25 protein-coding genes are annotated in these 15,423 nt (G+C 45.0%); 3 read left to right on the top strand and 22 right to left on the bottom strand.

The features are described 5' to 3' along the window. Window positions 1-3: 3 nt before the first annotated feature. The 22 genes from rpmD to Q0E19_RS00910 all read right to left on the bottom strand — a co-directional run bounded on the left by rpmD (window position 4) and on the right by Q0E19_RS00910 (window position 11,352). Window positions 4-183, bottom strand: a complete 180-nt coding sequence (rpmD, locus tag Q0E19_RS01015) for a 50S ribosomal protein L30 (RefSeq protein WP_294406299.1) — start codon at window positions 181-183, stop codon at window positions 4-6. A gap of 15 nt (window positions 184-198) precedes the next feature. Then, a complete protein-coding gene (rpsE, locus tag Q0E19_RS01010) occupies window positions 199-699 on the bottom strand; it encodes a 30S ribosomal protein S5 (RefSeq protein WP_294406296.1) in 501 nt (166 codons plus the stop codon). Window positions 700-714: 15 nt separating this feature from the next. Continuing rightward, window positions 715-1,074, bottom strand: coding sequence for a 50S ribosomal protein L18 (rplR, locus tag Q0E19_RS01005; RefSeq protein ID WP_294406294.1), 360 nt, complete (start codon window positions 1,072-1,074; stop codon window positions 715-717). A gap of 18 nt (window positions 1,075-1,092) precedes the next feature. Next, a complete protein-coding gene (rplF, locus tag Q0E19_RS01000) occupies window positions 1,093-1,644 on the bottom strand; it encodes a 50S ribosomal protein L6 (protein WP_294406292.1) in 552 nt (183 codons plus the stop codon). Between the two features lie 15 nt (window positions 1,645-1,659). Beyond that, window positions 1,660-2,058 carry a 30S ribosomal protein S8 gene (gene rpsH / locus Q0E19_RS00995; protein ID WP_294406290.1) on the bottom strand — a complete coding sequence of 133 codons (399 nt, stop codon included), beginning with the start codon at window positions 2,056-2,058 and terminating at the stop codon, window positions 1,660-1,662. 15 nt (window positions 2,059-2,073) lie between these two features. Then, window positions 2,074-2,259 (bottom strand): type Z 30S ribosomal protein S14, encoded by a 186-nt coding sequence (locus Q0E19_RS00990; RefSeq protein WP_294406288.1) that lies wholly within the window; start codon window positions 2,257-2,259, stop codon window positions 2,074-2,076. A gap of 16 nt (window positions 2,260-2,275) precedes the next feature. Continuing rightward, the gene (rplE, locus tag Q0E19_RS00985) at window positions 2,276-2,821 is read right to left on the bottom strand and encodes a 50S ribosomal protein L5 (RefSeq protein ID WP_294406286.1); all 546 of its coding nucleotides are present in this window, start codon (window positions 2,819-2,821) and stop codon (window positions 2,276-2,278) included. Between the two features lie 14 nt (window positions 2,822-2,835). Continuing rightward, window positions 2,836-3,159: a 50S ribosomal protein L24 gene (rplX, locus tag Q0E19_RS00980; protein WP_294406283.1), complete on the bottom strand. Its 324-nt coding sequence runs from the start codon at window positions 3,157-3,159 to the stop codon at window positions 2,836-2,838. A gap of 18 nt (window positions 3,160-3,177) precedes the next feature. After that, the gene (rplN, locus tag Q0E19_RS00975) at window positions 3,178-3,546 is read right to left on the bottom strand and encodes a 50S ribosomal protein L14 (RefSeq protein ID WP_294406281.1); all 369 of its coding nucleotides are present in this window, start codon (window positions 3,544-3,546) and stop codon (window positions 3,178-3,180) included. 78 nt (window positions 3,547-3,624) lie between these two features. Then, window positions 3,625-3,882, bottom strand: coding sequence for a 30S ribosomal protein S17 (rpsQ, locus tag Q0E19_RS00970; protein ID WP_294406279.1), 258 nt, complete (start codon window positions 3,880-3,882; stop codon window positions 3,625-3,627). Window positions 3,883-3,902: 20 nt separating this feature from the next. Beyond that, window positions 3,903-4,100, bottom strand: a complete 198-nt coding sequence (gene rpmC / locus Q0E19_RS00965; RefSeq protein WP_294406277.1) for a 50S ribosomal protein L29 — start codon at window positions 4,098-4,100, stop codon at window positions 3,903-3,905. Next, the gene (gene rplP / locus Q0E19_RS00960) at window positions 4,100-4,531 is read right to left on the bottom strand and encodes a 50S ribosomal protein L16 (protein WP_294406275.1); all 432 of its coding nucleotides are present in this window, start codon (window positions 4,529-4,531) and stop codon (window positions 4,100-4,102) included. The genes rpmC and rplP overlap by 1 nt, the downstream gene beginning before the upstream one ends. After that, entirely contained in the window at window positions 4,531-5,313 is a 783-nt protein-coding gene (gene rpsC, locus Q0E19_RS00955) for a 30S ribosomal protein S3 (protein WP_294406273.1), read from the bottom strand. The genes rplP and rpsC overlap by 1 nt, the downstream gene beginning before the upstream one ends. Before the next feature lie 20 nt (window positions 5,314-5,333). Beyond that, window positions 5,334-5,669 carry a 50S ribosomal protein L22 gene (gene rplV / locus Q0E19_RS00950; RefSeq protein ID WP_294406271.1) on the bottom strand — a complete coding sequence of 112 codons (336 nt, stop codon included), beginning with the start codon at window positions 5,667-5,669 and terminating at the stop codon, window positions 5,334-5,336. A 19-nt stretch (window positions 5,670-5,688) separates the two neighbouring features. Next, entirely contained in the window at window positions 5,689-5,970 is a 282-nt protein-coding gene (rpsS, locus tag Q0E19_RS00945) for a 30S ribosomal protein S19 (RefSeq protein ID WP_294406268.1), read from the bottom strand. A 22-nt stretch (window positions 5,971-5,992) separates the two neighbouring features. Continuing rightward, complete coding sequence (gene rplB, locus Q0E19_RS00940; protein ID WP_294407016.1) at window positions 5,993-6,826, bottom strand: 50S ribosomal protein L2; 834 nt, start codon at window positions 6,824-6,826, stop codon at window positions 5,993-5,995. Between the two features lie 217 nt (window positions 6,827-7,043). Then, a complete protein-coding gene (gene rplW / locus Q0E19_RS00935; protein WP_294406264.1) occupies window positions 7,044-7,334 on the bottom strand; it encodes a 50S ribosomal protein L23 in 291 nt (96 codons plus the stop codon). Then, window positions 7,334-7,957 carry a 50S ribosomal protein L4 gene (rplD, locus tag Q0E19_RS00930; RefSeq protein ID WP_294406262.1) on the bottom strand — a complete coding sequence of 208 codons (624 nt, stop codon included), beginning with the start codon at window positions 7,955-7,957 and terminating at the stop codon, window positions 7,334-7,336. The genes rplW and rplD overlap by 1 nt, the downstream gene beginning before the upstream one ends. A 20-nt stretch (window positions 7,958-7,977) precedes the next feature. Then, a complete protein-coding gene (gene rplC, locus Q0E19_RS00925) occupies window positions 7,978-8,613 on the bottom strand; it encodes a 50S ribosomal protein L3 (protein ID WP_294406260.1) in 636 nt (211 codons plus the stop codon). 92 nt (window positions 8,614-8,705) lie between these two features. Next, window positions 8,706-9,020: a 30S ribosomal protein S10 gene (gene rpsJ / locus Q0E19_RS00920; protein ID WP_294406258.1), complete on the bottom strand. Its 315-nt coding sequence runs from the start codon at window positions 9,018-9,020 to the stop codon at window positions 8,706-8,708. A gap of 572 nt (window positions 9,021-9,592) precedes the next feature. Beyond that, on the bottom strand, window positions 9,593-10,219 hold the full coding sequence (locus Q0E19_RS00915; protein ID WP_294407014.1) for a response regulator transcription factor: 627 nt from the start codon (window positions 10,217-10,219) through the stop codon (window positions 9,593-9,595). 32 nt (window positions 10,220-10,251) lie between these two features. Beyond that, the gene (locus Q0E19_RS00910) at window positions 10,252-11,352 is read right to left on the bottom strand and encodes a histidine kinase (RefSeq protein WP_294406256.1); all 1,101 of its coding nucleotides are present in this window, start codon (window positions 11,350-11,352) and stop codon (window positions 10,252-10,254) included. A 215-nt stretch (window positions 11,353-11,567) separates the two neighbouring features. On the opposite strand from Q0E19_RS00910, the gene Q0E19_RS00905 reads away from it, so the two are divergent. The 3 genes from Q0E19_RS00905 to Q0E19_RS00895 are packed head-to-tail and all read left to right on the top strand — an operon-like array spanning window position 11,568 to window position 14,845. Then, window positions 11,568-12,557 carry an ABC transporter ATP-binding protein gene (locus Q0E19_RS00905; RefSeq protein ID WP_294406254.1) on the top strand — a complete coding sequence of 330 codons (990 nt, stop codon included), beginning with the start codon at window positions 11,568-11,570 and terminating at the stop codon, window positions 12,555-12,557. A gap of 1 nt (window position 12,558) precedes the next feature. Then, complete coding sequence (locus Q0E19_RS00900; RefSeq protein WP_294406253.1) at window positions 12,559-13,695, top strand: ABC transporter permease; 1,137 nt, start codon at window positions 12,559-12,561, stop codon at window positions 13,693-13,695. Then, window positions 13,682-14,845: an ABC transporter permease gene (locus Q0E19_RS00895; RefSeq protein WP_294406250.1), complete on the top strand. Its 1,164-nt coding sequence runs from the start codon at window positions 13,682-13,684 to the stop codon at window positions 14,843-14,845. Before Q0E19_RS00900 ends, Q0E19_RS00895 begins: the two co-directional genes overlap by 14 nt. Window positions 14,846-15,423: the final 578 nt, after the last annotated feature.

The following is a 15,423-nucleotide window of genomic DNA, read 5'->3' as shown; positions in this document are numbered from 1 at the left end:
GCTTTACGCTTCGGTTACTTTAATAAGGTGGGATACCAGCTTGATCTTACCCTGTGTACAAGCGTTATCAGGCTGTACATTTGTATCCCCGATTTTTCTCAGACCAAGAGAATTTGCAGTTGCGATCTGCTTTGCGCTTCTGCCGTTAAGGCTCTTGATCAGTTCAATCTTCAGGTTTGCCATAACTGTTTATCCTCCTTAGCCCAAAATTTCCTTTACAGTCTTGCCTCTGAGTTCAGCAATCTGTTCTGCGGATCTTACATTTGCAAGTCCGTTTATAGTAGCTCTTACTGCATTGTATGGATTGTTAGAACGCAGTGACTTTGCTCTGATGTCCTTGATACCCACAGCTTCTACTACTGCTCTTACTGTGCCGCCTGCGATGATTCCGGTACCGGGTGCAGCAGGCTTCATAAGAACTTCGCCGGCGCCGAACTTACCAACGATCTCGTGAGGAATTGTTGTACCCTTGAGAGAAATCTTGATGAGGTTCTTCTTAGCGTCCTGAATAGCCTTTCTGATTGCGTCAGGAACTTCACCTGACTTACCGATTCCGAAGCCTACAATGCCGTTTCCGTCGCCTACGACAACAAGGGCTGCGAACTTCATGATACGTCCGCCCTTAACAGTCTTTGAAACTCTGTTAATCGCAACAACCTTTTCAGCAAGCTCCATATTTGAAGCGTCTATTAAAGCCATTGTATTTCCTCCTTCTTAGAACTTAAGTCCGCCTTCACGGGCTCCGTCTGCTAATTCCTGCACTCTGCCGTGGTAAAGGTAGCCGCCTCTGTCGAATACGACATTCTCGATGCCCTTTGCCTTAGCTGCTGCAGCGATCATTTCGCCGACTTTACGTGCGCCTTCCTTGTTGCCGCCATTGCCCTCGAAATCCTTGGACATTGATGATGCGCTGCAAAGTGTTACGCCGTTGATGTCGTCGATAATCTGTGCATATATATGCTTAGAGGAGCGGAATACGTTGAGGCGAGGACAATCAGCTGTTCCGCTGATCTTGTTGCGGATTCTCTGATGTCTTTTTGCTCTTGCCTTAGCTCTGTCAAGCTTTTTAACCATAGTAATTCTCTCCTTTTATTACTTCTTGCTGCCCTTACCGGCCTTACCTTCCTTACGGATAACGTACTCGCCATCATAGCGGATACCCTTACCCTTATAAGGCTCCGGCGGACGCTTCTCACGAATCTCACAAGCAAACTGACCAACTTCCTGCTTGTCGCAGCCAGAAATTATAATATGGTTAGCGTCAGGAACTTCGATCTTGATCGTATCTGTTTCTTCAACTATAACCTGGTGTGAAAATCCGAGGTTCATTACAAGGTTCTTGCCCTGCTTCTGAGCTCTGTAACCTACACCGACAATTTCAAGCTTCTTGGAGAAACCGTTTGAAACACCTTCAACCATATTGGCTACCAGTGTTCTTGTCAGACCGTGAAGTGACTTGTGGAGCTTATCCTCTGATGGACGCTCTACTGTGATAACACCGTCTGCTACCTTGATAATCATATCCTTGTGGAACTCTTTTGTAAGTGTGCCCTTAGGACCCTTTGCTGTAACTACGTTACCTTCTGCAACAGTTACCTCTACACCTGCAGGAACACTAATAGGCTTAATACCAATTCTTGACATAATCTTTAGTCCTCCTTACCAGATGAATGCGAGAACTTCGCCGCCGACATTAAGCTCTCTTGCCTTCTTGTCTGTGATAACGCCCTTAGATGTGGAAACGATAGCGATACCCATTCCCTTGATTACCTTAGGCATATCCTCGCAGCTTGCGTAAATTCTAAGACCAGGCTTAGAAACTCTTCTAAGACCGGTGATAACGGAATTTCTGTTCTCATCATATTTAAGGGTGATTCTTATAATACCCTGCTTGCCGTCCTCAATAACCTTGAAGTCCTTAACATAACCCTCGTCTACAAGGATCTGTGTGATTGACTTCTTCATGTTAGATGCAGGAACGTCAACTGTTGCGTGCTTTGCAGTGCTTGCATTACGGATTCTTGTAAGCAGGTCTGCAATAGTATCTGTGATCTGCATGCCGTCAACCTCCTTTTACCAACTTGCCTTCTTAACGCCCGGAATCTTACCGTCATGTGCCAGTTCTCTGAAGCAGATACGGCATACGCCGAACTTTCTCAGATATGCGTGCGGTCTTCCGCAGATTTTGCATCTGTTGTAAGCACGAGTTGAATACTTAGGCTTAGCCTGCTGCTTGTTAATCATAGCCTTCTTTGCCATAATCTATATCCTCCTCTTACTTGTCTGCAAATGGAGCGCCCATAAGTGAAAGCAGCTCTTTTGCTTCTTCGTCTGTATTTGCGGTTGTGATAAAGTTGATATCCATACCACGAACCTTGTCGATCTTATCATATTCGATCTCAGGGAAGATCAGCTGTTCCTTGATACCAGTTGAATAGTTTCCTCTGCCATCAAATGAATTTGGATTGATTCCTCTGAAATCTCTTACACGAGGGAATGCAACGTTGAAAAGTCTGTCAACGAATTCATACATCTTATCCGCTCTCAGTGTAACCTTGACACCGATGATCTGTCCATCTCTAAGCTTGAAGTTAGCAACTGACTTCTTAGCCTTACATACGATAGGCTTCTGACCTGTGATAGCTGCGAGGTCAGTCATGATAGCGTCGATAACCTTCTTGTTATCCTTGTCTGCGCCGCAGCCGACATTGATAACTACCTTATCAAGCTTTGGAATCTGCATTACGTTAGCGTAGCCGAATTTCTTCATCATTTCAGGAGCTACTGAGCTAACATACTGTTCTTTAAGTCTTGCAGCCATAGTTTAACTCCTCCTTAAAATTCTTCGCCGCACTCAGCGTTCTTACAAACTCTAACCTTAGTTCCGTCCTCAAGGAACTTGTGAGCAACTCTGGTTGGCTTGCCGCACTTAGGGCAAACAGCCATTACCTTTGAAGCGTACATAGCTGCTTCAGCGGATACGATACCGCCCTGCTGCTGAGCGCTTCTTGGCTTAACGTGCTTTGTAGCGATGTTAAGACCTTCAATGATCACTTTACCTTCCTTAGGGGAAACTGCCAGAACTTTACCCTGCTTACCCTTGTCCTTACCGGAAAGGATAACAACGGTGTCGCCTGTCTTTACATGTACCTTACTCATTTTCACGACACCTCCAAATTAAAGTACTTCCGGAGCAAGTGACAGGATCTTCATATAATCCTTATCTCTAAGCTCTTTAGCAACTGGTCCAAAGATACGTGTGCCCTTTGGATTTTTGTCTTCCTTGATTATTACAGCAGCGTTTTCGTCGAAACGGATATAAGTACCGTCTGCACGGCGAAGACCCTTTGCTGAACGAACGATTACTGCTTTTACAACGTCGCCCTTTTTAACAACTCCGCCTGGTGTTGCTTTTTTAACAGAACAAACTACAACGTCACCGATGTTTGCATACTTTCTTCTCGTACCGCCGAGAACACGGATACACATAAGCTCCTTAGCGCCGGAGTTATCTGCAACCTTCAGGTAAGTCTGCATCTGTACCACAGTGCGTTCCTCCTTTCAAAAACTCAAGGTGCGTGCGGCAGAAATAAATCTGCCCAGCACTTTGCACTCGTTATTTAATTACTTAGCCTTTTCGAGAACATTAACAAGACGCCATCTCTTATCCTTGGAAAGAGGTCTTGTCTCCATAACTTCTACCTTGTCGCCGATTCCGCAAACATTGTTTTCGTCATGTGCCTTAAGCTTTACAGTTCTCTTGATGATCTTCTTGTAAAGTGGGTGCTGAACGTTATCCTTGATGGCAACTACGATAGTCTTATCCATCTTGTTGGAAACTACAGTACCTACTCTGGTTTTTCTCAGATTTCTTTCGCTCACAGTTAATCCTCCCTTTCAAATTACTGGATTTCGGACTCTTGCTTACGAATGAATGTCTTAACACGAGCAATATCCTTCTTTACAGCCTGGAGTCTCTTAGGGTTCTCGAGCTGATTTACAGCGTGCTGGAAACGAAGGTTGAAAAGCTCCTGCTTGAGTTCAGCCAGCTTGCTGTTAAGCTCGTCAGCTGTCATATCCTTGATTTCATTTGCCTTCATTATTGCTCACCACCCGTTTCTTGAGTATCTTTTACAACGAACTTACACTTGATTGGAAGCTTGTGCATAGCAAGACGCATAGCTTCTCTTGCAGTTTCCTCAGGTACGCCGGCGATCTCGAACATTACTCTGCCCGGCTTAACTACTGCAACCCAGTATTCAGGAGCGCCCTTACCTTTACCCATTCGGGTTCCGAGAGGCTTTCTTGTTGCAGGCTTGTCTGGGAAAATCTTGATCCAAACCTGACCGCCACGCTTGATGTATCTTGTCATAGCGATACGGGCAGCTTCGATCTGGTTGGAGCTGATCCATGCAGGCTCAAGTGCCTGAAGACCGAAATCTCCGTAGGAAACCTTGTTTCCTCTCAGCGCCTTACCGGTCATACGACCACGGTGCTGTTTTCTGAACTTTACTCTCTTTGGAAGCAGCATTACTTGTTACCTCCTTCTCTTCTGGATCTTGAATCACGACGGTTTCTGTTGCCGCGCTTCTTATCTCTGTCGCTTGTATCACGTCTGTCTGATGCAGCAACTTCGCCCTTGAGAACTTCTCCTCTGTAGATCCAAACCTTTACGCCAAGACGGCCGTAAGTTGTGTGAGCCTCTGCTGTACCGTAGTCAATATCAGCTCTGATGGTCTGAAGAGGAATTGTTCCCTCGTGGTAGCTCTCAGATCTTGCGATCTCAGCGCCGGCAAGTCTGCCTGAAACCTTAACCTTGATACCCTTTGCGCCGAGCTTCATAGCTCTGCCGATTGACTGCTTCATAGCTCTTCTGAAGGAAATTCTGTCCTCGAGGTCGTGAGCAATCTTTTCTGCAACCAGCTGTGCATTGATATCAGGCTGCTTAACTTCTACTATATTAATGGCAACGCTCTTGCCGATCATCTTCTCGATGTTTGCACGAAGCTTTTCGATCTCTGCGCCGCCTCTTCCGATTACAAGACCTGGCTTTGCGCAGTGGATGTGGATTCTTACCTTCTGGCTGCCGTCTTTATCAGCGAATCTTTCAATCTCTACCTTCGGAACACCGGCGTATACGCACTTGTCTGCAGGATTCTTTGATCTTCTGTTAAGATCCTTCATAATAAACTTACGAATATTGTAATCCTCTACGAGTGTATCGCCGAAAGTGCTCTTATCTGCAAACCAGCGGGAATCCCAATTCTTAATCACACCGACACGCAGTCCGTGTGGATTTACTTTCTGGCCCATAGTTTACCTCCTCTTTCAGCTTATTCCTTTTCCTTAAGAACAACAGTGATGTGTGATGTTCTCTTCAGAATTCTATAGGCTCTGCCCTGTGCTCTTGGCATAATTCTCTTCATAATAGGTCCGGGACAAACATAGCATTCTGCAACATAAAGGTTGTTCTTGTCCATGTTATGATTGTTCTCAGCATTGCTTGCGGCGGACTTAAGAAGCTTTTCAAGATATTCACTTGCAGCCTTTGGTGTATTCTTAACTGTTGCCATTGCAACATCGTAATCTTTTCCTCTGATAAGATCGAGAACGATCTGTACCTTACGAGGAGCAATACGAGCTGTTCTCAGTATAGCTTTTGCTTCCATTTGTATTCCTCCTTCCGCACTACTTACCGTTATTTGAGGTCTTTGAACCTGCGTGACCCTTGTATGTTCTGGTCGGTGCAAATTCACCAAGCTTGTGACCTACCATATCTTCAGTTACATAAACAGGAACGTGCTTGCGTCCGTCATGAACTGCAAATGTGTGACCTACGAAATCGGGGAATATTGTTGAAGCTCTGCTCCAGGTCTTAAGAACCTTCTTTTCTCCGGCCTCATTCATAGCGATAACTCTCTTCATAAGAGCCTCCTGAACGTAAGGGCCCTTCTTGACACTTCTGCCCATTTATCATCTGCCTCCTTTCAGCTTACTTGCCGTTTCTGCGCTTTACGATAAACTTATCGGAGCGATGATGCTTAGCACGGGTCTTGTATCCCATTGTCGGCTTGCCCCAAGGTGTAACAGGTGATGGACGACCAACAGGTGACTTACCTTCACCACCACCGTGTGGGTGATCGCATGGGTTCATTACAGAACCTCTTACAGTAGGTCTCCAGCCCATGTGGCGCTTTCTTCCTGCCTTACCGATATTAACGTTCTCGTGATCGATGTTTCCTACCTGACCGATTGAAGCCATGCAGTTTACAGGGATCTTTCTCATTTCGCCTGAAGGAAGTCTTACAAGTGCGTAATTGCCTTCCTTACCCATAAGCTGAGCCATGTTACCGGCTGAACGAACGAGCTGTGCGCCCTTGCCAGGATAAAGCTCAATGTTGTGAATGAAAGTACCAACAGGGATGTTTGCAAGTGCAAGTGCGTTACCAGGCTTGATGTCTGCGTCTGCACCAGATCTTACTACATCGCCTACTGAAAGACCGTTAGGTGCGATGATATATCTCTTTTCGCCGTCCTCGTACTGAACGAGAGCGATGAAAGCTGAACGGTTTGGATCGTACTCGATCGTAAGAACTGTTGCGTTCATGTCGAGCTTGTTTCTCTTAAAGTCAATTACACGGTATTTTCTTCTTACTCCGCCGCCTCTGTGACGAACTGTGATTCTACCGTAGCTGTTTCTTCCCGACTTCTTCTTGTTTGGTTCGAGAAGAGATTTGCATGGAGCAACCTTTGAGAGACCGGAATAATCGGTAACTGTCATACCTCTTCTACCCGGAGTCGTAGGCTTATAGCTCTTTATTGCCATTATAAATTCACTCCTTAATCTGAGTTTTGCGAAAAGGTCAAAGCTGTTTCCAGCCAAGTGCCCTTCCATACTTACGCCCTGCGGATCGTTAGCAAGCGGTCCTCGCCGCCTCGCAGAGCCTTTCCGCACAAATCTCGGTTAAAGCGACTGGTGTGCGGAGAAATGCAGGATATCCTGCACCTCTTTTAGAGGGAAAAGTTTCTTTTAAAGAAGCTTATTAGTACATACCATCGAAGAATTCGATAGTCTTGTCACCCTCAAGAGTAACGATCGCTTTCTTCCAGTCAGGACGGAAACCGGCATATCTGCCCATTCTCTTTTCCTTACCCTTAACGCTCATTGTGTTTACCTTAGCTACCTTAACATCAAAGATCTCTTCGATAGCCTTAGCGATCTCAACCTTGTTAGCGTCCTTAGCGACCTTGAAAGTATACTTGCCGTTCTGTAGTCTTTCCATTGAATCCTCTGTGATTACCGGCTTTATAATAATATCATGAGCAGTTTTCATTATGCGTAAACCTCCTCAATCTTCTTTACAGCCTCTGAAGAAACGATGAACTTATCGTAGTTCAGAATGTCGTAAACACTGAGAGTATTTACTGTTGCTGTCTTAACACCAGGGATGTTTGCAGCGCTCTTGATAACCTTAGCGTCGTTCTCTGATGTAACGATGAGAGCCTTGCCCTCTGCGCCAAGTGCCTTGAGCATATCGACCATGACCTTGGTCTTGTACTCGTCAGACTTGATAGCGTCTACAACAACGATGTTATTGTCGATGACCTTTGTGGAAAGTGCAGACTTCATAGCAAGTCTTCTTTCCTTCTTATTAAGTGAGTAGCTGTAATCTCTTGGCTTAGGACCGAGAGCGATTCCGCCGTGAACCCACTGAGGAGCTCTGATAGAACCCTGTCTAGCGTGACCTGTACCCTTCTGTCTCCAAGGCTTTCTTCCGCCGCCTCTTACCTCTGTTCTGGTGAGAGTTGACTGTGTGCCCTGTCTCTGATTAGCGAGATAATTAACTACCATTGCGTGCATTACCGCTGTGTTCGGCTCAATACCGAAAATAGCGTCGTTAAGCTCAGTGTCGGCTACTTTTTTGCCTGTCATATCAAATACTGAAATCTGTGACATAGTTATATATCCTCCTTCCACTAAGCCTTCTTAACGCAGTCTGCAATTGTTACAGTACCGTTCTTAGGTCCTGGAATTGCGCCCTTGATTGCGATAAGATTATTTTCTGCGTCAACCTTAACGATAGTAAGGTTCTGAACAGTAACCTTTGTGTTACCGTACTGACCAGGCATACCCTTGCCCTTAAAGATTCTTGATGGTGATGAGCAAGCGCCCATAGAACCTGCGTGTCTGTGTACAGGACCTGTACCATGAGTTTCCTTAAGTCTAGCGTTGTTATGACGCTTGATAGTACCTGAAAAACCGTGACCCTTGCTTGTACCGCTTACATCAACGATGTCGCCTTCAGCAAAGATGTCAGCCTTAACTACGTCGCCTACGTTGATCGCTGAGATGTCAGCAAGTCTGAACTCCTTAAGAGTTCTCTTCATAGCAACGTCAGCCTTCTTGAAGTGACCCTGGAGAGGCTTGTTTACCCTCTTGGCTCTGATATCGCCGTAGCCCAGCTGTACAGCTTCGTAACCGTCGTTTTCAACAGTCTTCTTCTGAACAACTACGCAAGGACCAGCTTCAACAACTGTTACAGGAACAACTTTTCCTGCTTCATCGAAAATCTGTGTCATACCGATTTTCTTTCCGATGATACCCTTCTGCATTTTCATTTCCTCCTATTGGTTATTGGTTGGCTCTGCCAACATGACCTGCGTGTACATTGATTTTTGAGATCACCTGTGATCTCATTTGGAGATTACTTGATCTCCATAACAATGTTTACACCAGCAGGAAGTTCAAGATTTTCAAGAGCTGATGTAGTTTCCTTTGTAGGTCTGATCACATCGATAAGTCTCTTATGAGTTCTCATTTCAAACTGCTCACGGCTGTCCTTGTACTTGTGTACGGCTCTGAGGATAGTGATTACTTCCTTGTTAGTAGGGAGCGGGATAGGACCCGATACCTGTGCGCCTGAACGCTTGACCGCATCAACAATCTTAGCTGCCGCAGCGTCTACAACTGCATGCTCATAACCCTTGATCTTGATTCTGATTTTCTCATTGACTGCCACTTAAATCGCCTCCTTGTGCAATATTAAAAAGTTTTAGGGGGCAGGTTCCTCAGCCTCAGTCAATTGCACAAACAATCAACATTTTCTCTGGAGTCAACCGCTTGTGCAATTGACAGGCTCGAAACCATCTGTTATACTCTACACACCGCCGTGTGTTCCCTGATTTTCTATAAAAAATTCCGAATCCGCATCAGCGGTTCCGGACCGAAATCAGACACTCAGCATTATGCATTACGCTAAAAGACAGACATAATCCATCCCTCGCAAGCAGCATAACACATACCGTGTTCAGTATTACAGTCGCCCGGTTTAAAATCGGACATACTCGGTGAAAATTACCTGACAGACCGTCAGCAACCTTTCACTTCATCGCATATCGTGTGTATACTCAAAATATACACTGTGCAGTCACGCAAGTATTATTATACACTATAAATACCCCGTTTGCAAGCTTTTTGCAAAATTTCTTATATAGAATTTTTATCAGTTTCAAAGCAATTTTCTATGCACTTTGCACAACTAATTTAACTGCCGCTGACTGCCTATACTATTATAATATATATACATACAGATCACTCTGCAAGCTTTGTATAATAGAACACCGCAAGCTGAGTTCTGTCACGGAGGTCAAGCTTTTCCAGAACGGCACTGAGATAGTTCCTCACCGTTCCCTCGCTGAGATAAAGTTCCGCCGCTATCTCCTTGTTGCTCAGTCCCTCCGCCACTAGTTCGATAAGTTCCATTTCCTTTTCCGTTATGCCGTATCTTTCATGGTCAAGCTTCGGCTTGCTCTTCATCAGCACCGGCAGCTTGCTCACTATCTGCTCGCCGAAAACGCTCTGCCCTTTCATCACAGCCTCCAGCGCAGGGCATATCCCCTCAAAGTCCTGTTTCAGTATATATCCCTTTGCGCCGATGCTCAGAGCCTTGACTATATACTCATCATCTGAAAATGTGGTGAGGTATAATATCCTTGCGTCGGGGTTAGTTCTGAGAATGATCTCGCCAGCCTCTATGCCCGTCATACCGTTCATTCTTATATCCATAAGCATAACGTCGGGCAGAAGGCTGCCGTAAAGCTCTATCGCCTCATTCCCGCTTGCGCCCGAACCTATTACTTCTATCTTCCCTGTGCTTTCCAGAATAGTTTTAAGGGACAAAGCCACAAGCTTGTCGTCATCTATAAGAACCACCCTTATTTTTTCTGCCATATATTTTCTCCTGTCTTTCGTTATATCTGTTTTGGTGCGGACATAAATATCCTGAACCCGTTTTCTCCTGCGGAAAATCTTATCAGACCGTTTACGCTTTTAACACGCTCCTTCATATTCGCTATGCCTATGCCGCAGGCTACGCTGTCATTTTCAAGCATATCCGCCAGACCGCTGCTGCATTCGCCGTTATCCTCCACCGCAAGCTGATAGAACGCTGGGTGTTCCCTTATGACGATCTTCACGCTGTCGCCTTTTGAATGCCTTACGATATTTGAAAGCCCCTCTTTGACTATGCCTATCATACAAAGTTTTATATCCTTCGGAACACTGCGGCTGTCGCCCATATCGTAATCTAAATTCACATCAAAGCCTGTATCGGCAGTTTTTATGCATTCCCTCACCGACTGTTCAAGGTCTATGGAATCATCATGGAGATCGTGAACGCTCCTGCGTATGCTCGTCATAGCTGTATCAAGGGTTTCTTTCAGGCTCTCGATAGGCTCGTCAAGCTCCTTATCCTTGTTTATTATCTTCAATGCACCTGCCTGCAAAATAGACCTTGTGAGCATATGCCCAACGTTGTCGTGTATCTCCCTCGCTATGCGGTTTCGCTCGTTGAGGGTGGCGAGATATATCTCATTATCCTGCACCTCAGCAAGACGCTTGTTTTTAAGCTCCAGCGCAGCATTTTTCTCCGCCGCCGTATCTCTTATATCATGCAGCTTGCCTGACAGAATATTCACAGCTTTTGTCCTCATGGCAAGCACAGCCGCCATATATCCACCTGCAATGATAAGGCATATCTGCGTTGTGCTGAACTGCGAAAGGCTGAATGCCGCACCTGCGCAGGGGATACAAAGCCACCACTTTTTACAGTACACTCCGTCATATATCATCAGAGGGGCGGCATAGACAAATTCGGGAACAAATATGCACATTACCGAACAGCCGAGCAAAACGATCTCACCATGTTGCTTTTTTTCCGACATCAGCTGCGCCGCAGCAGACGCACATACCGAGATCAGCAGCACGATAACAGGCACAGAAGTTCTGCCGTCAAGTGAACTTATTATAATGCAAAGCAGCATCAGCGCAACTTTATCCGCAAGTATCTTCAACCTCTCCCCCTCTTTCCATAAACTATATTAAATCAATTATATCACAGCGCACCCTGATTTTCAAGAACAAAACGCTATGATATGCCGATATGACAAAGATCATGACAAATGTCACATTATATACTGACTAAAGACACTGGCGAAAATGGACGCAATGTATTATAATAGTATCATAACGAAATAACGAACAACATCAAAGCTATGGAGGAAAGACTATGGAGAGAATAAATAATACAGAACGCACAGAAAACACATCTTCAAAGACCGTTGTGAAAATAGAAAACCTTGTCAAGCGGTACAAAGAGCTTGTTGCCCTAGACCATTTCGACCTTGAAATAAAAGAGGGAGAGATCTTCGGACTTCTCGGACCGAACGGTTCGGGCAAGACCACAACTATAAACTGCCTGCTTTCCCTTTTGTCCTTTGACAAGGGAACGATAGAGATATTCGGCAAAAAAATGACTCCTGTCAGCTATGACATAAAGCGTGAGATAGGCGTTATAATGCAGAACGTTGCGGTCTTTGACGAAATGACCGTTTATGAAAACATAGACTACTTCTGCGGACTTTATATCCGTGACAAAAAGCTGCGCTCGCAGTATGTAGAGGAAGCTATCGCTTTTACGGGGTTAGAGGATTTCAAGAAGTTTCGTCCGAAAAAGCTGTCTGGAGGACTTCTCCGCAGACTGAACATAGCCTGCGGCATTGCGCACAAGCCAAAGCTTATCATTCTTGACGAGCCTACTGTTGCGGTCGATCCACAGAGCAGAAACAAGATACTTGAGGGCATAAAGCAGCTCAACGCTGACGGAGCGACCATAATATACACCTCCCACTATATGGAGGAAGTGGAGCAGATATGCACACGCATCGCAATAATGGACAAGGGCAAAAAGATAGCCGAGGGTACGACAGACGAGCTTAAACGCATGATAAAGAACACAGAAACCATAACCATCGAAATGCTGGATATACCGCAGAGCGCTATTGACGAGATATCCGCTCTCACACATATAAGCGACGCTGTTTTCTCTGATGACAAGCTTGTGGTGAACTGTTCGGGCGGAAAGCACAACCTTATCCGCATACTGGATATTATCCAGCAGAACAACCTCAGCTTCGGAAGAGTTTACACCACCCTGCCTACCCTCAATGACGTGTTCCTTGAAATAACAGGCAAGGCTCTGAGAGATAAGGAGGAATAAAATGTTCCTGCATAATTTAAAATACGAGATCTTACAAAGCCTGCGTGTAAAAGACGTTCTTGTCTGGCTTATCATTTTCCCCATTGTGCTGGGAACATTTTTCAAGATAGTTTTTACAGACCTTTGGGATAAGACCGAAGTCTTTGACACTGTCCCTGTTGCGGTAGTGGAAACCTCTGAGGACAAGATATTCCACAGCGTTATAGACGAGATAGAAAGTTCCGACTCGCCGCTTTTGAAGGTGACATACACCGACAAGGACAAGGCAATGAAACTGCTTGAAGACAAAAAGATAACAGGCATAATCTTTATTGAAAACGGTGAAAAAAGCCTTACTGTCGCAAGCGAAAGCGGAACAAACGAAACGATAGTTAAATCATTTCTTGAACAATATATGGTGCAGGAGAAGATAATCACAGACACAGTAAAGAACGATCCTGCCAAGCTAAATGAAGTTATCAGCGTTCTGGGCGACAGCAGTTCATATGTAGAGAACATACCGCTGACGGAGGGCGATCCCGATCCGTACACAGCGTATTTCTACAACCTTATAGCAATGGTCGGTCTGTTTGGTTCTATAACGGGACTTCATATTGTGATAAACAATCAGGCGAATTTAAGTCCTATCGGCGCAAGGAGGAACTGTTCCCCTACGCCAAAGCTGGTGAGCATAATTGCTGCGCTTATCGGTTCGTTCATCGTGCAGGCAATATGCGTTATCATTTCAGTTTCGTATATAGCTTTTATACTGAAGGTTGATTTCGGAACAAGGCTTCCGCTTGTATATGTTTCGGGCATAATAGGCGGAATAACAGGCGTATCAATGGGATTTTTCGTTGGCTCATTCGGAAATATGTCCGAGGGTATAAAGGTCGGCATATCAATGGCATTCTCAATGATATGCTGTTTCCTCAGCGGGCTTATGGTGGGAAATATGAAAGCCATACTCGCTGAAAAAGCTCCTTGGGTGAATGAAATAAATCCCGCTGCGCTCATATCCGATTCATTCTACTGTCTTGACGTTTACAGCGACTATGACAGATATATACACAAGAGCGTGACTCTGCTCATAATTTGCGCAGCATTTATTCTCACAGGATCTTTACTCACAAGGAGGAAAAAGTATGCAAGTGTTTAATGCATTTATGAAAGTTCTCCGCACACGCATGGGAGTAGGAATGATATGGGTAGTGGTATTCCTCATAGTATGCACAGCTGCTGTTGCGACCCACGACGATCCGTCGGAGCAGTTTTCAGCGTCAAAGGTAAAAATAGCTATAATCGACGAGGACAACTCTGACATAAGCAAGGGGATAACGGATTATTTCGAGAAGAACCACACTTTTTCGCACCTTAAAAATGACAAGGATATTATACTTGACGCTTTATACTACGATCAGGTAAACTATGTTCTTACTATAAAGAAAGGCTGCGAGGAAAAGCTGCTTGCAGGGGAAAGCGAGAATATTTTCTCCTCATACCACGTTCATGACACATACTCCTCTGTACTTGCGGACAACATCATCAACGAATACACAAGCACACTTCGTGCTTATCTTACAGGCGGAGAGGACAAAATATCTGCCATAGAAAAGACCGATGCTGCGCTTTCAAAAGAGGTAAGCGTAACGGCATTATCCTTTGACAGCAAAGATAAAAGCGGCAGCAGCGAAGGATATTTCTATTTTCAATATCTCCCCTACGTTCTTCTATCAGTAATGATAGTTACGCTCTGCCCTGTGCTTTTAAAGCTCAACAGCAGCGAGATAAAAAAGCGCACAGCCTGCTCCTGCATAACGGCACGTTCCCAGACCATGCAGATCATACTAGCAAGCGCAGTTTATGTAACGGCAATATGGCTTATATTCATGATAGCGGGCATTTTCCTCGGCGGCGGAATGTACAGCGGAAGAATGTGGTACGCTGTTCTCAACAGTTTTATTTTCCTCATCATCACAGCGGGCATAGCGATACTCATTTCGTCCTTTTCCCCTTCTGAAACTGCCGTCAACGTTATAGCGAACATACTCGGTTTAGGAATGAGCTTTATCTGCGGCATATTCGTTCCCCAGTCCATGCTTGGCAGCGGCATACTAAGTGCGGCACGTTTTCTCCCTGCTTACTGGTACATCAAGGTGAACGACATTCTTTCGGGCGACTCTCTTGAAAAGTTTTCACAGGCAAGGATATTCCAATACATGGGCATAGAGTTACTTTTCGCAGTTGCCATCTTCTCTGTTATCCTTGTCCTCAGTCCTCCCGGACGGGGTAATTCGGGACGCTCGTAAACTCGCTGTCTACTGTGCGGACTTCTCATTTGCGCTCGGAAGAGTCCTCCCGGACGGGGCAATTCGTGACGCTCGGCAAGCTCGTTGTCTACTGTCGGGGCTGTTACTTTGCGCTCGGAAGAAACGGAGATATGGATTTTACTGAAACCCACTTTGATAAGGTATTGTATTGGTTCTTTTCGGTTTGATTAGGTCTTATATGGTTTTACAAAATTTGCGTAGGGGCGACCTGCGGTCGCCAGTTTTGACACCCCAACTTTGTTTAAACTTATCGCAGTTTCTCTCAGATCGAGCAAATATTATTGTAATTTTATAATTTATAAAGGGCGGTTTCTGACCGCCCTTTTTTTGTATGCTGTTTTCGACCTGCCAAACTTTTGACACCCTTTTGGCACTTCTTAAAGAAAACTGAAAGATACTAAAAGATTGTAAGGTGTAACGCTGTGTTAAATGATGTATTAGAAATACAAAAAAGGCAAGATAAGACCTTGTTAAAGTTGGCGGTGACAGACACAGAATAAAAAAGCCAACACAAGATCTTATCAAGCCTTGTTCAAGTAAAAGTTTCGCACTCAGTT

The organism is uncultured Ruminococcus sp., from assembly GCF_934476685.1.
GTDB lineage: Bacteria > Bacillota > Clostridia > Oscillospirales > Ruminococcaceae > Hominimerdicola.
The sequence above is the reverse complement of the archived record's forward strand: the minus strand, read 5'-3'. Positions and strand labels throughout refer to the sequence as shown.